This is a genomic window from Rhizobium hidalgonense, from assembly GCF_002914525.1.
Classification (GTDB): domain Bacteria; phylum Pseudomonadota; class Alphaproteobacteria; order Rhizobiales; family Rhizobiaceae; genus Rhizobium; species Rhizobium hidalgonense.
In genome coordinates, this window is record NZ_LODW01000052.1 from 26,646 (window position 1) to 40,138 (window position 13,493).

Here is a 13,493-nt window from a genome sequence, read left to right on the forward strand (position 1 = left end):
TAAATCAGCGCCGCACCTCTGAAGAGACGCGCGGCGCTGTCGCAGTGAGCTGCCATGACCGACATCATTTTGCCTTTGCCGCCGGCATGCGTTAGCAAAAGCATAGCGGCCGGCGCAGCCGCATCGACAGGCGGGATCAGACAGGGATGACGGACAGAGACAAGGCGGTCACCACCACTCGGCAGCCACCGAACCTGCGCAGCGGCCTTGCCGATATGTTGACGGCGCAGATCGAGTCCGGCGACCTGAAGCCCGGCCAGCGCCTGCCGACCGAGCTGGCGATCATGCGGGCGACCGGCGTCAGCCGGACGATCGTTCGCGAAGCGCTTGCGACGCTGCGCGCCAAGGGGCTGATCACCACGCGGCAAGGTCTTGGAGCCTTCGTCTCGAACGATCCGACCGCGAGATCCTTCTCGATCATTCCGAACGACCTGCAGTCGATCGACGAGGTCTTGCGCGTGCTGGAGCTGCGCATGGGGGTCGAATACGAAGCCGCCGGTCTTGCCGCGCTGCGGCGCAGGCAGGAAGATCTCGACCGCATGCAGGATCGCCTCGATGCCCTCGACAAGGCGCTCGAAGAGGGCGGATACGGCGCACAGGAGGATTGCGCCTTTCACCGGTCCATTCTGGTCGCGACGCAGAATTCCTATTACAGCCGCCTGTTCGATACGTTCGGCGATATCATGGTGCCGCGGCAATGGGCCCGCCTGGACAAGATGACATCGGCCGAGCGCAAGCGCCATGCGGCGCGCATGCGCCGGGAACATCACGCCATATTCACGGCGATCCGCAACAGTGACGAGGCTGCGGCGCGCCGCGCCATCCGCAGCCACCTGTCGAAGAGCGCCGCCCGCTTCGAAGAGCTGCGCGACGCCAGTATTTCGTCCTGAACCGTTACGACTTGGCCTTCGGCCGCAGCAGCCGTCTCCAGCCGGCGTGATCCGTCTGCAGATCGACGGAGGCGTGAACCGCTGGCAGAAGCGGTTTGCGCTGGCGCCGGCCGAAGCGCCGTTTGAAGCCCAGGATATTTTCGAGGAAGCTTCTGGTGAAAAGCCCGGGGCCGCTTGAATAGATGCGCCATCCGCCGTCGACCGCGATCTTCCCCGCCTTGACGCGCTTCCAATCGGCAGCGGCCTGATAGCGGTCAGGGAAAGCCGCGTCGCTGCTGCTGAAATAGGTGTTGCGCTGGCGCAGCGAAGCATTCGGCAGCGCATTGGTGACGGCAATCGGGTTGACGACTGATATCGCCTTCCAGAGCTCATCCGCCTCGGCATCGAGGGCCAGCGTTTCGCAGTAGCGCAGATGGGCATGCACATACATCAGCCCGATCTCACGGCCGAAGAAGGATGAGGATTCGGCGCGGCGAAACAGCGTCTCGGGTCCACCGGCATAGGTCGCGGGCTTTTCCATCAGCCGCACGCCGTCTGGAAAGAGCAGATGCTTCTTGATCAACTTCATATGATCCTGTCTCTGCGCCGGCGTGAATAGCCGGCCGAGCATCGCCTGCGTCATCGAGATCAGCGAGAAAGAGAGGCTGGTGCGCCGGTCGCTCGGGTGCAACAGCAATTCGACGCCGTCATGGGCGGGATCGAAGATGCCGTAGCCGGCAACAACGCCGTCCCGGATGAGATGACGGTTGAAATCCCGGCGCATCGCCGTGGCGACCTTCCGGAGGGCCTTGGCCTTATCGCCGTGGCCGAGGCGGCGCTGGATTGCGGAATAACGGACGATCTGCTCGTAGAGCAGGGCAACGGTCCAGCTGCTGACCATCCAGTCGCGCAGATGCGGATCGGCCGGCTGCAGGGAATCGTTCCAGTCTCCCTCGCCATAGCGGATCAGATGCGTTCCCGGGATGAAGCGTTCGCGGACGGTATCGAGCAGCTTTTCCACATGGATGGCGATGGTGCTCGCCTTCTCGGACTTCTGCATAGTCTTTTCGTCGCGCCACGAGACCCTCTCGTCGAGGACGGCGAGATCGCCGGTCGCTTCGATATAGTCGCAGAGCGCCTTCAGCGGCCAGACGACGATATCGCCATGGCTGTCGCCCGCCCGGATATTGGCATAGGGCTCCAGCATGAACCATTGCGGCCAGTCGCCGTCTTTCAGATATTGTTCGCTGAAGACGGTTTTCAGCACCTCTTTGGCCTCGCGATCATGCTCATAGGCGAGCAGGAATTCGATCGGGCCCTGGCAGGCATCGCGTGTACCCCAGGCTGCACCCGTATATTGCTCCAGACCGTGCGGCACGCTCAGATGCACGATCGCATCATGCGCTAGCCAGGGCAGGAGGGCCGTCTGCGCGGTAAGGTCGGGCGAAGTGCTGTCGATCGTCAGACCGCGCACGGCGTTGCGCCAGAATGTCGATGCCGGCGCAAGCATTGCTGCATCGGTCACACCGGCTTCATAACGCTCTGCCAGCCGCTCGGCTTCTTCAGCATCGGTCATCGAGCCGACAACGGCAAAAGAGAGCGCCTGCGTCGGCCGGGAACGCAGGGCGACGAAGGCGCCGTCGCGAGCAATGCCGTCGGTATAAAGCAGTTCGTCACCGCCGATCTCTTCGATGGCATCGGGCGTCGAACTCACCAGCCAATAGCCGGCATCGGGATAACGCTCGCCCCAGAGCCAGGCAGGATCCGGCCGGAAATGGATGCGTTTGCCTGATCTATCGAATTCGATCTGCCCGCCGGCATCATATTCGCGCTCGCCGAGCACGACATTACCGAACACCAGGAAGCGGCACGCCTTACCCTCGACGGACACGGTCCAATGCATCGCCGCATCCTCGCCGGAGACGACCGCCGTTACGGTGATCGTGCGGTCCGCGCACTTGTAGATCCAGCGGCAGTCGCTGAGGCCCATTTCGAAAGCCGACGGCACCGCCAGCAGCTGCCAGCCGGCGCCGACATCGGCCATGATGCGCAAGCCGCTGGCGCGCGTCAGGTTGTAGGGGTCGCGGGAGACGGAAAAGAGCTTGTGGAAGGAGGTGTTGCCGATCGTCAGTTGCGCGGCGAAAATGCCCTGCATCCAGCAGGTCGCGGCAAGTGTCCTATCGTCGAGCAGCATGTTCTGGCCGCTGCGCACGATCGCGCCGTGGCGGCGCGCCACCAAAAGTTCCTTTTCGCGCAGGACGACGTGGCGGTTCAGGGCGCCATCCGGCACGAAAAACGACAGCAGCTTTCCGTCGGCGCGCTCTTCCAGGCTCCGCTCGGGATAGAGCTGGCCGATTGCCTTTTTGTCCAGCGCCTCGACCTTCAGCAAGGCAGCATCCTGGAGCAGGCTGCGGACAGGCGCCGTCTCTGCGAGATCGTCAGCTGCGCTCTCCAGGCCCGCAAGCCCGTCGAGCCTTGACAGGTCGTCATCATCAGACGCTTCGGGGTGATCGGTGGCGAAGATGGCGAAGAAGGTCGCCGTCGCGCCGCTTGCCGGATCGGAGAGCGATCGCGACTGGATGGCGGGACAGGCCGTCTCCTGCTGCCGCCGTTCGCTCGGCAGGCTGGTGCCGTAAGGGCCGACCAGCAGGTCGCCGTGGCGGTCTTTTGCCTGCACCAGCTGGATTGCATCCGTGGCATAGGCAGCCGCACCATCGAGGCAACCCTGAACGAGCCAAGGATTGCGGCCGCCGCCCTGCTTGAGATTTTGCCGGTTCATCACCACGGGGCCGAATATCCGGTGATTAGCGATGTGGTGATCGACATATTGCGAGGCATAGGCCTCGCTGTTCATCAGGAAGCCGCGATCGCCAAGACCGACATCCTGGACCAGCACCAGATCCACCGGTACCGCTACCTCCTTGAGATGCTGGATCGAGACACGCCAGAACCAAGCAGTCTCGGAGGGATGCAGCGCCAGTCGGACGTTGTAGCCGATATCGCCGGCTTCGCCGCTCCAGGAAAAGCTCGTCGCGTCATGCCCGAAGCCGCCATCGGCGCCCGGCCCGACAATTTCGACGACATCGGGCCTTTTGCCACCGACGCGCAGATAAAGCCGGCCGATGCCGCCGAACAAGGGCGAACCCTGGATCTGGTTGATCTGCACCGACCCCTTGTCGTCGGCATATTCGATCGCAAACAGCGTGCCGTTCGGCAGGGCCGATATCGACAGGCCGGAACCGTTGGCGATCGTCAACAGGCCAAGCTGTTCGCGTCGGGGCATTTGAAAACTGCGCTTGAGGTCCGGGACCATTGATATCTCGTGGATTCGTTTCAAAGGGGAACTGGAGGATGACGCAAATGATTGAGAGAAATCTTAGCGGCGATCCGGAGATCGGCAAGCTGTCGCGACGGGTTTCACGTCAATGCCGGCCGCTTCGCGAAGGGTATGCAAAGCAGGGCGCAGCCAGTCAGAATGGCGACGACCAGCCAGGCCTCGTTGATCGCCTGAACGCTTGCCGCGGTCTGGACGAGAGGGTCAAGCATCGCCGTCGCATCGGCATCGAAGCTGCCGCTATGACTTGAGACGATCTCCGCCGGCGCGCCGACAAATGCCGCAGTACCGAGGTCGCCGGCTTGAAGACGTGCCCAGAGGTTTTGGCCGAGTGGTTCCGAACGGGTGTAGATGATGGTGTCGATGAGCGCGATGCCGATCGCGCCACCGAGATTGCGCATCAGATTGAAAAGGCCGCTGGCATCGGGAATGCGGTCTGGCGGAAGCGTGCCGAGCGCCAGCCGCGTCGGCGGCAGCAGGCAGAACATGATGGCGACGCCGCGCACGATCTGCGGCCAGAACATCGCGTCATAATCCGAACGCGGATCCTGAAAGGCGCTCATGCCGACGCCGATCGCAAACAGGGCAAAACCGATAGCCGACAGCAGCCGCGCATCCATGCGCTTCTCCAGCGCCACCGCGACCGGTGCCGTGACCAGTTGGGCGATGCCGGTGACCAGCATCGTCATGCCGATTTCGAGCGCGTCATGGCCTCTGACGAAAGCGAGAAAAACCGGCATCAGATAGACCGAGCCGAACAGGCCGATGCCGAGCACGAAGCTTAAGGTCGAGCCGACGAGAAAATTCCGATCGGCGAAATTGCCGAGATCGACAATCGGCCGGCGCCGGCGCAGCGATCGTGCGATGAATATACCGCCCGATGCCAGGCAGATCGCCAGCAGGCTCAGCACATAGGCCGAGGTCCAGCCGCTGGTCGGCGCCTCTTTCAGGCTGAGCTCCAGGCTCGTCAGTGCGGTTGCCATCAACAGAAGCGACAGACCGTCGAGATGCCGGAGTTCGGAGGGATCGACGGCCTGCCTCGGCAGGAAGCGTGCCGCCAGGATGGCCGAGGCGATGCCCGGAGGGATGTTGATTAGGAACAGCCAGTGCCAGGAATAGGTCTCGGTCAGCCATCCGCCGACGATCGGCCCGACGGTCGGCGCCAGCACTGCCAGCACGCCGGCGATTGTCGTTGCCAGCGCCTGCCGCTCATTGGGGAACAGGATGAACACGGCTGAAAACACCGAGGGGATCAGGGTTCCGCCGGAAAAGCCCTGCAGCACCCGCCAGGCCACCAGCTCGCCGAAGCTGCTGCTGGCCGCGCAACCGGCCGAAGCCGTCACAAACAGACCGATGGCGGTGACGAACAGCCATCGCATCGTCAGCAGCCGCGTCAACAGGCCGGTCAGTGGGATCGCCACCACTTCGGCGATGAGATAGGCCGTCTGGATCCAGCTCATCTGATCCGGGCCGATATCCAGCGCCGACTGGATGGTCGGCAGCGATGTCGCCACCACCTGGACATCGAGGATCGCCATGAACATGCCGACGCACATGGCAATGAAGCCGAGCCATACGATGGCGGGGTTTGCGTCGGGATGGGCAGGCTCAACTCGTTTCATGCGATGGCCCCGCGCGCGCGGCATTTCTGCCCCGGTTGAGAATAGCGATCATGTTTGTGATCCAGACGATTGACATGTCAACCGGCATATCAGGGCAAAAGCATCACCGAATGCAATCGAGCCCGACCGGGAAGGCCAGGCTCGACGGCTTCGGATACGCCCGCAAAAATTTGAGATCGGCAATTGACGGGCCTGCGGGAAACTGACTATCAATATTAAATCAATTTGATTGACTCCAAAAATATAATGAGGGGAGCATTGGAATGAGATCGAGCAAAAGCCTATTCCGCAGAATTTCCGTGCGTGCCGGCTGGGCGGCGGCGACCGCCCTGACGGCGCTCGTCGCTTTCGGGGCAGGCGGTGCCGCCGCTGAATCGGTGCTGACGATGCACATAGAGGAGCAGACCAGCTGGGTTCAGAACTTCAATCCGTTCGATCTGGCCGGCCGCCGGCAGAGCACGATGGATTTCATCTACGAGCCGCTGGTGATCTTCAATGCCGAGGATGGCGGCAAGCCGGTCTTCCGCCTGGCAACCGGCTATAAATTCTCCGAGGATATGAAATCGGTCACCTATACGCTGCGGCCCGATCTGAAATGGTCGGACGGCCAGCCGCTGACCTCGGCTGACGTGAAATATACGATCGATCTGATGCTGAAGAACGCCGCCCTCGACACGGTCGGCGTCGGCGAAACCGTTGCCTCGGTCGAGACGCCGTCGGCAACCGAGGTGAAGATCGATCTCAAGGCCGTCAACTCCGATTTCCCGGAAACGCTTGCCGATCTTGCCGTCGTTCCCGAGCATATCTGGAAGGACGTTTCCGATCCTGTCGCCTTCAAGAACGAGAAGCCGGTCGGTTCCGGCCCGATGACCGAACTGCGTCGCTTCACGCCGCAGGTCTACGAGCAGTGCCGCAACCCGAACTACTGGGACGCCGCATCGTTGCATGTCGATTGCCTGAGGCTGCCGCAAATATCAGGCAACGACCAGATGCTCGCCATCCTGCCGGAGGGCAATATGGACTGGATCGGCTCCTTCATTCCGCAGATCGACAAGACCTTCGTGGCGCTCGATGCCGACCACAACGGCTATTGGCAGCCGCCGGCCGAAACTGTCGCCTTCCAAATGAACTTCAAGAGCGGCAATGACGGCAACCTCGAGGCCTATAAGGACCTGAACTTCCGCCACGCCTTCAGCCTGGCCATGGATCGCAAGTCGATGGTCGATATTGCCGGCTTCGGCTATCCCGTCGTCAACGAGCATGCGACCGGCCTGCCGCCGCGCTTCGAGACCTGGCGCAACAAGGCGGCGGAGGGCGACAAGGACGCCTTCATGGGCTTCGATACCGAGAAGGCCAACAAGGTCCTCGACGATGCCGGCTACAAGAAAGGCGCCGACGGCTTCCGCACGACGCCGAGCGGCAAGCCGATCGCCTTCCCGATCATCGTTCCGAACGGCTGGACGGACTGGATCGATGCGGTGCAGATTGCCGTCGAAGGCCTGCGCGCCGCCGGCATCAATGCCTCGGTCGCCACCCCGGAATATGAACAATGGCGCAAGCAGATCATCGACGGCAGCTTCGAGGTCGTCATGAACTCCCGCGCCGACGGCGCGACGCCGTTCCGCGGCTATTACCAGAGCCTGTCGACCGCCTATGGCGGGCGCATCACCGGCGCACCCTCGCGTTATTCGAACCCCAAGCTGGATGCGCTTTTCGATCAGTATCTGAAGGCGACGTCGGAGGACGATCACAAGAAGATCTTCAACGACATCCAGCTGCTTGTTGCCGATGACTTCCCCGCTGTGCCCGTCTTCAACGGCCCGACCTGGTATCAGTTCTCCAGCAAACGTTTCACCGGCTGGGTCACAGACAAGGATCCGATCATGAATCCGGAGGATCATGACAATAACCGCATGCGCCTGATGCATCTGCTCCGTCTGAAGCCCGTCAGTTAAGCCTCGCAGGGAGCGGACATGCGCATTTCGAGCCGGCGCCTCGGCGTCTATGCGGTCGCCCTGGCCTTCGCCATCGTCGTGAACTTCATTCTTCCCCGGCTGATGCCGGGGAGCCCGGTTGATGCCATGGTCGCCCAGCTCGGGCCGCGGGCGACACCCGCCGCCGTCGAGGCGATCAAGGCGCGCTTCGGCGCGGTCGACCAGCCGATGCTCTGGCAATTCGCCGATTACCTGAAGGGGCTTGTCACCCTCGATCTCGGCGTCTCGGTCAAATATTACCCCCAGACCGTCGTTCAGGTTCTCGGCCGTTCGACGCTCTGGACCGTCTTCCTGGTGACGACAGCGATCATCTTCTCGCTCTGCGTCGGTGTCGTGCTGGGCGCAATCTCGGCCTGGCGCCGCGGCGGGCGTTTCGACACGATCGTCTCGCCGCTGTCGGTGATCATGATTTCGGTGCCGCCCGTCATCGTGGCGCTGACGACGCTTTTCGTCTTCGCGGTTTCGCTGCGCTGGTTTCCCGTCGGCTATGCCTATGATCCCAATCTCGACCCTGCCTTCAATTTCACTTTCGTCGGCAGCGTCTTCGCCCATGCGATCCTGCCGGTGCTGACGCTTTCGCCGTTTCTGATCGGTGAGTTCCAGACGACGATGCGTTCGTCGATGATCTCGGTGCTCGGCGAGGATTATGTGACCATGGGCCGCGCCAAGGGGCTGTGCCACCTCACTGTCATGTTCGGCTACGGCGCCCGCAATGCCATGCTTCCGGTGCTGACCAATCTGGCGCTGATGCTCGGCGCCGTCTTCGGCGGCTCGATCGTCACCGAGATCGTCTTCAACTATCCCGGCCTCGGACTGACGCTTTATACCGCCAGCATCGCCCGCGATTACCCGGTCATCCAGGGGCAGCTGCTGCTGATGACGCTCGCAACCCTCGGCGCCAACTTCCTGGTCGACATGATTTACGGGCTCGTCGACCCGAGATTGCGGGAGGCTGCGTGATGAATTTTACGCTATGGCCCATCCTCAAGCAGAAGAAGGCCCTGGCCGGCCTGATCATCATCGCCGTCCTGTGGTCGATGGCGCTGTTTGCGCCGCTCGTTGCCCCCGGCGAGCCCGGAGCGCGTGTCGGACGTTCGCACCAGCCGCCGTCGATCGAACATGTTCTCGGCACCACGAAAATGGGGCGGGACGTCTATCGCCAGTTCGTCTGGGGCGCGCGCAGCTCTCTCTCGGTCGGTTTTGCCACGGGCATTGCCATCACCGTTCTCGGCACGGCCATCGGGCTTATCGCCGGTTATGCCGGCGGCAGGACGGATGCGTGGCTCGACCTGGCGACGAATGCCGTGCTCGTCATCCCGAACATGCCGCTCTTGATCCTGCTCGCCTCCTTCGCCGGCACGGTGGGGCCGATGACGATCATGACGATCATCGCGCTGACCTCCTGGCCGTGGGGCGCCCGGATGACGCGATCGCAGACGATGGCGCTGCGCAATCGCGATTTCGTCACGGCTTCGAAGATGATCGGCGAGCCGGCCTGGCGCATCATCTTCGTGGAAATCCTGCCGAATCTGACGACGCTGATCGGGATCAATCTCGTCGGCAGCATCATCTACGCCATCGTTGCCCAGACGACGCTCGAATATCTCGGCTTCGGCGATCCGCTGAAAGTCTCCTGGGGCACCATGCTCTACAACGCCCAGAACTCCTCGGCGATCATGGTCGGCGCCTGGTGGGACATCGGGGTGCCGGCGCTCGGCATAGCGTTGACCGGCCTCGGCCTTGCGCTGTTGAATTTCACCTTCGACGAGATCGCCAATCCGCAGCTCCGCTCCGGCCCGGCGCTGACCCGCTGGTTCCGCCTCAACCGCGCCCGCAACAGGGAACTGGAGCTTGGCCGATGAGCGACAATCTTCTGGAAATAGAAAGGCTCAATGTCGATTACCTCGTCGACAGGGGAGAGTTCCGCGCCGTCAAGGAGGTCTCCTTCACCATCGGCCGCGGCGAGATTTTCGGGCTCGCCGGTGAATCCGGCTGCGGCAAGAGCACGATCGCCTATGCCATCACCCGTCTTTCCAAGGCGCCCGCCTGGATCAGCGGCGGCAGCATCCGGCTCACCGGGCAGGATCTCTTGACGCTGCCGGAACGCGAGCTGCAGAAAATCCGCTGGAAGCGCATCGGCATGGTCTTCCAGAGCGCGATGAATTCGCTCAATCCGCTGATGCGGGTCGAGGCGCAGTTCCACGACGTTCTGCGCCGGCACACCGGCTGCTCGCATGAGGAATCCCGGGCTCGGGCCGAAGAAATGTTCCGCCTCGTCGGCATTCCCACGCATCGCATCGGCGATTACCCGCACCAGTTCTCCGGCGGCATGCGCCAGCGCATCGTCATCGCCATCTGCCTGGCGCTCAGACCCGAGCTGATCATCATGGACGAGCCGACGACGGCGCTCGACGTGGTCGTGCAGCGCGAGATCCTCGAACAGGTCGTCGATCTGCAGCGGACCCACGGCTTCTCGGTGCTGTTCATCACCCATGACCTGCACCTGATGGCGCAGCTCTGCCGGCGCATCGGCGTCATGCTCAAGGGCGAACTCGTCGAAGTCGGCGACGTCGGCCAGGTCGCCCATGCGCCTCGGCACGAATATACCCGCAAGCTCTGGAATGCCATTCCGCAGCTTCCCGATCATCGGCATCTATCGGAGGTCGTGGCATGAAAGCGGAGGTTAATCCCGTTATCGCTGAAGCCGTGATCCGGCTCGAAGACATCACGCGTAATTTCGGTTCGGTCCGGGCGCTGAAAGGCGTATCCTTCTCGCTCTTTCCCGGCCGGGCATTGGCGCTCGTCGGCGAATCCGGCTGCGGCAAGACGACCTGCGCCCGCATCATCGCCCGCCTGGATAAACCGACCGGCGGCAGGCTGTTTTTCCGCGGGCAGGAACTGACCGCCCGCAGCGAGACCGGGGACGAGCATCGCTACCGCCGTGAGGTGCAGATGGTCTTCCAGGATCCGTTCTCCTCGCTCAATCCGGCCTTCACCGTCAGCCATCATCTGGCGCGGCCGCTGCAACTGCATCGGCCGAGCGGCTCCAAGGCTGATCTCGCCGAGGAGATGACCCGGCTGCTGGCAAGCGTCGGGCTGGAGCCCGATCTGACCAGGCAGAAATTCCCGCATGAACTTTCGGGAGGCCAGCGGCAGCGCGTCAACATCGCCCGCGCCCTTGCCGTCGCGCCAAGTGTGCTGGTCGCCGACGAGCCGACCTCGATGCTCGACGTCTCGATCCGCAAGGATATTCTCGATCTGCTCGCCACGGTGAAACGGGAAAACGACCTTGCCATGCTCTATATCACCCACGACATTGCAACGGCAGCGCATGTGGCCGAGGAGATCGTCGTGATGTTTTCCGGCCAGATGGTCGAATGGGGCGACACCGATAAGGTTCTCTCCGATCCCAGCCATCCCTATACGCGATTGCTGCTTTCCGCCGTTCCGGACGGCAGCAGGCCGTTCGTGACCGGCGGAAGCGCGCGTTTCCTCGAACAGGCGGAAAAGGTGCGTTCGCTGAGCCGCCCGGAATCATCAGTGATCGAACAGGTCGGTCCCAACCATTTCATCCGCGCGCTCGGCGTCTCCAGCGCCGAAAGACCCAAGAGCTGATTTTCAAAAGGCCCGACCTTCAAGAGGAAAAGTGACCATGTCCACATCGCGACCGAAAGCCCTGCGGCTTGAAACCCTTTGGAACCCGCCCGCCGACGGCAAGGAGTTTTCCTATGTCCTGCGCCTCAAAAATCTCGGCAGCGAGCCGCTGTCGCATTTCTCCCTCTGCGTCAGCGGCCCGGGCCGTGTCGACCCGGCCGGGCGGGTCGAAGGTGCGACGGTCTCGAAGCGGCTTTCCAATTTCACCGAATTCCAGCCGCCGGCCGATTTCGTGCTCGGCGCCGGCGAGACCTGGACGATCTCCGTCTATGCGCTGAGCTGGCAGTTCCGCCATTGGACGGACGGCGCGACCAGCGCCTATCTCGCACTTTCCGATGGCCGCACCATCGTGCTCGGCATCGAGCCGACGCGTTCTTCGGTCAGCAATGCGCCGCTGAAGCGTGGCGCCGAGATCTATCCCGTGCCCGTCCATGCGCCCGTTCAGGTGTCGATCATTCCCTGGCCGAACCATGTGGCCGTCACCTCCCGCCGTCCATTGCCGGCCGGTTTTGCGCCGCAGCCGCAGAGCGGCGAAGGGGAGGCGGCGGCGCAAGGTTTTGCGGCGCTGGTGGAGCAACTCTTTGCCGTCGAAGGCATCGTGCGTAGCGAGGCGGAAGGCGCAGTCCCGGTCGTCCTGAAGGATGCCGCGGGCTTCGGTCCCGAGGCCTATCGGCTGAGCTTCGACGAGGAGACATTGACGGTCGAGGCAAGCAGCCGGACCGGCTTTCTCTACGGCCTCGTCACCCTCGGGCAGATCTGGCGCGGCGCCAGGCTGCATCCCGGGGCCTTCCAGTTTCCGGCGTCCGGCGAGATCGTCGACGAGCCGGCGATGGGCTGGCGCGGCCTGCATCTCGATGTCGCCCGCCAGTTCTATGGCGCGGCCGAAGTCAAGAAGCTGATCGCGGTGCTGGCCTGGAACAAGCTCAACCGCTTCCACTGGCACCTTTCCGACGACGAGGCCTGGCGCGTCGAGATCGACGCCTATCCCGCGCTGACCGAAATCGGCGCCTGGCGCGGCCACGGCCTTGCCGTCCCGCCGCTGCTCGGTTCGAGCCCGGCCCGCACCGGCGGTTATTATCCCAAGGCCGTCATCCGCGAGATCGTCGCCCAGGCAAAGAGCTTCGGTGTCGAGATCGTGCCGGAGATCGACATGCCCGGCCATTGCTACGCCATGCAGCAGGCGATACCCGAACTGCGCGACCCTGATGAAACCGGCAGCTACTATTCGGTTCAAGGCTTTCCCGACAATTGCATCAATCCGGCGCTTGAGAAGACCTACGAGATCGTCGAGACCATCCTGACCGAACTCATCGAACTCTTCCCGTTCAAGACGATCCATCTCGGCGCCGACGAAGTTCCGCTCGGCGCGTGGTCCGGATCACCGGAGGCGCTCAAGCGCCTGCGCACCGTTGCCGGCGACGCGGTTGCCGATGCTCATGCCAAGCGGCTGAACGTCGTCACCAATACGCATGGCGCCGACGATATCCACGGCTCGGGTGCGGCCATCCTGCAGGCGGAGTTCCTCGAACGCGTCCAACGCTTCCTGGCCGGCAAGGGCTGCATCACCGGCGGCTGGGAGGAGGCTGCGCATGGCGATGTCATCGACAAATCGAAGAGCTATCTCTGCAGCTGGCGCAATGTCGAGGTCTCGGCCGAACTTGCCGAACGCGGCTATGAGATGGTCGTCTGCCCCGGACAGGTTTATTACCTCGACATGGCGCTGAGGCCGGACTGGGACGAGCCCGGCGCCAGCTGGGCGGGAACCTCGGACGCGGAAAAGCTCTATAATTTCGATCCGGTCGGCGGCTGGACAGCGGGCCAGAAACAGAAACTGCTCGGCATCCAGGCCTGCATCTGGTCCGAACCGATGACGGATCGCGCCGTTTTCGACCGCCTCGTCTTCCCGCGTATATCAGGACTTGCCGAAACCGGCTGGATCAAGCCGTCGTCGAAGTCATGGGAACGCTTCAAGGCGCTCGCCGGGCTGATGCCGCTGCTCTACGGGCTGCAACAGTCGTAA

The 13,493-nt window shown here is 62.9% G+C and carries 9 protein-coding genes; 7 read left to right on the plus strand and 2 right to left on the minus strand.

The window, feature by feature from the left end; genetic code table 11:
- Positions 1 to 146 precede the first annotated feature (146 nt).
- Positions 147 to 890, plus strand: coding sequence for a FadR/GntR family transcriptional regulator (locus ATY29_RS14240; protein ID WP_097536714.1), 744 nt, complete (start codon positions 147 to 149; stop codon positions 888 to 890).
- 4 nt (positions 891 to 894) lie between these two features.
- Here ATY29_RS14240 and ATY29_RS14245 read toward each other — a convergent pair whose 3' ends face one another.
- Together ATY29_RS14245 and ATY29_RS14250 are read right to left on the minus strand one after the other, a co-directional pair.
- A complete protein-coding gene (locus ATY29_RS14245; RefSeq protein ID WP_097536715.1) occupies positions 895 to 4,182 on the minus strand; it encodes a GH36-type glycosyl hydrolase domain-containing protein in 3,288 nt (1,095 codons plus the stop codon).
- 104 nt (positions 4,183 to 4,286) lie between these two features.
- Positions 4,287 to 5,825 (minus strand): DHA2 family efflux MFS transporter permease subunit, encoded by a 1,539-nt coding sequence (locus ATY29_RS14250; RefSeq protein WP_097536748.1) that lies wholly within the window; start codon positions 5,823 to 5,825, stop codon positions 4,287 to 4,289.
- A 263-nt stretch (positions 5,826 to 6,088) separates the two neighbouring features.
- Here ATY29_RS14250 and ATY29_RS14255 point away from each other — a divergent pair, with 263 nt between their 5' ends.
- From ATY29_RS14255 to ATY29_RS14280, 6 genes are read left to right on the plus strand one after another with little or no spacing between them, the layout of a single operon-like run.
- Entirely contained in the window at positions 6,089 to 7,780 is a 1,692-nt protein-coding gene (locus ATY29_RS14255) for an ABC transporter substrate-binding protein (protein ID WP_097536716.1), read from the plus strand.
- 18 nt (positions 7,781 to 7,798) lie between these two features.
- Positions 7,799 to 8,779 (plus strand): ABC transporter permease, encoded by a 981-nt coding sequence (locus tag ATY29_RS14260; protein WP_097536717.1) that lies wholly within the window; start codon positions 7,799 to 7,801, stop codon positions 8,777 to 8,779.
- Entirely contained in the window at positions 8,779 to 9,681 is a 903-nt protein-coding gene (locus tag ATY29_RS14265; RefSeq protein ID WP_025418837.1) for an ABC transporter permease, read from the plus strand. Before ATY29_RS14260 ends, ATY29_RS14265 begins: the two co-directional genes overlap by 1 nt.
- Complete coding sequence (locus ATY29_RS14270) at positions 9,678 to 10,493, plus strand: ABC transporter ATP-binding protein (RefSeq protein ID WP_025418838.1); 816 nt, start codon at positions 9,678 to 9,680, stop codon at positions 10,491 to 10,493. Before ATY29_RS14265 ends, ATY29_RS14270 begins: the two co-directional genes overlap by 4 nt.
- Complete coding sequence (locus tag ATY29_RS14275; protein WP_025418839.1) at positions 10,490 to 11,434, plus strand: ABC transporter ATP-binding protein; 945 nt, start codon at positions 10,490 to 10,492, stop codon at positions 11,432 to 11,434. Before ATY29_RS14270 ends, ATY29_RS14275 begins: the two co-directional genes overlap by 4 nt.
- 37 nt (positions 11,435 to 11,471) lie before the next feature.
- Positions 11,472 to 13,493, plus strand: a complete 2,022-nt coding sequence (locus ATY29_RS14280; protein ID WP_097536718.1) for a beta-N-acetylhexosaminidase — start codon at positions 11,472 to 11,474, stop codon at positions 13,491 to 13,493.

Bases quoted from the DNA above. Each gene is read 5' to 3' on its own strand.
- ATY29_RS14240 (WP_097536714.1), top strand. From the start codon at position 147: ATGACGGACAGAGACAAGGCGGTCACCACCACTCGGCAGCCACCGAAC.
- ATY29_RS14260 (WP_097536717.1), top strand. From the start codon at position 7,799: ATGCGCATTTCGAGCCGGCGCCTCGGCGTCTATGCGGTCGCCCTGGCC.
- ATY29_RS14255 (WP_097536716.1), top strand. From the start codon at position 6,089: ATGAGATCGAGCAAAAGCCTATTCCGCAGAATTTCCGTGCGTGCCGGC.
- ATY29_RS14280 (WP_097536718.1), top strand. From the start codon at position 11,472: ATGTCCACATCGCGACCGAAAGCCCTGCGGCTTGAAACCCTTTGGAAC.
- ATY29_RS14250 (WP_097536748.1), bottom strand. From the start codon at position 5,825: ATGAAACGAGTTGAGCCTGCCCATCCCGACGCAAACCCCGCCATCGTA.
- ATY29_RS14270 (WP_025418838.1), top strand. From the start codon at position 9,678: ATGAGCGACAATCTTCTGGAAATAGAAAGGCTCAATGTCGATTACCTC.
- ATY29_RS14265 (WP_025418837.1), top strand. From the start codon at position 8,779: ATGAATTTTACGCTATGGCCCATCCTCAAGCAGAAGAAGGCCCTGGCC.
- ATY29_RS14275 (WP_025418839.1), top strand. From the start codon at position 10,490: ATGAAAGCGGAGGTTAATCCCGTTATCGCTGAAGCCGTGATCCGGCTC.
- ATY29_RS14245 (WP_097536715.1), bottom strand. From the start codon at position 4,182: ATGGTCCCGGACCTCAAGCGCAGTTTTCAAATGCCCCGACGCGAACAG.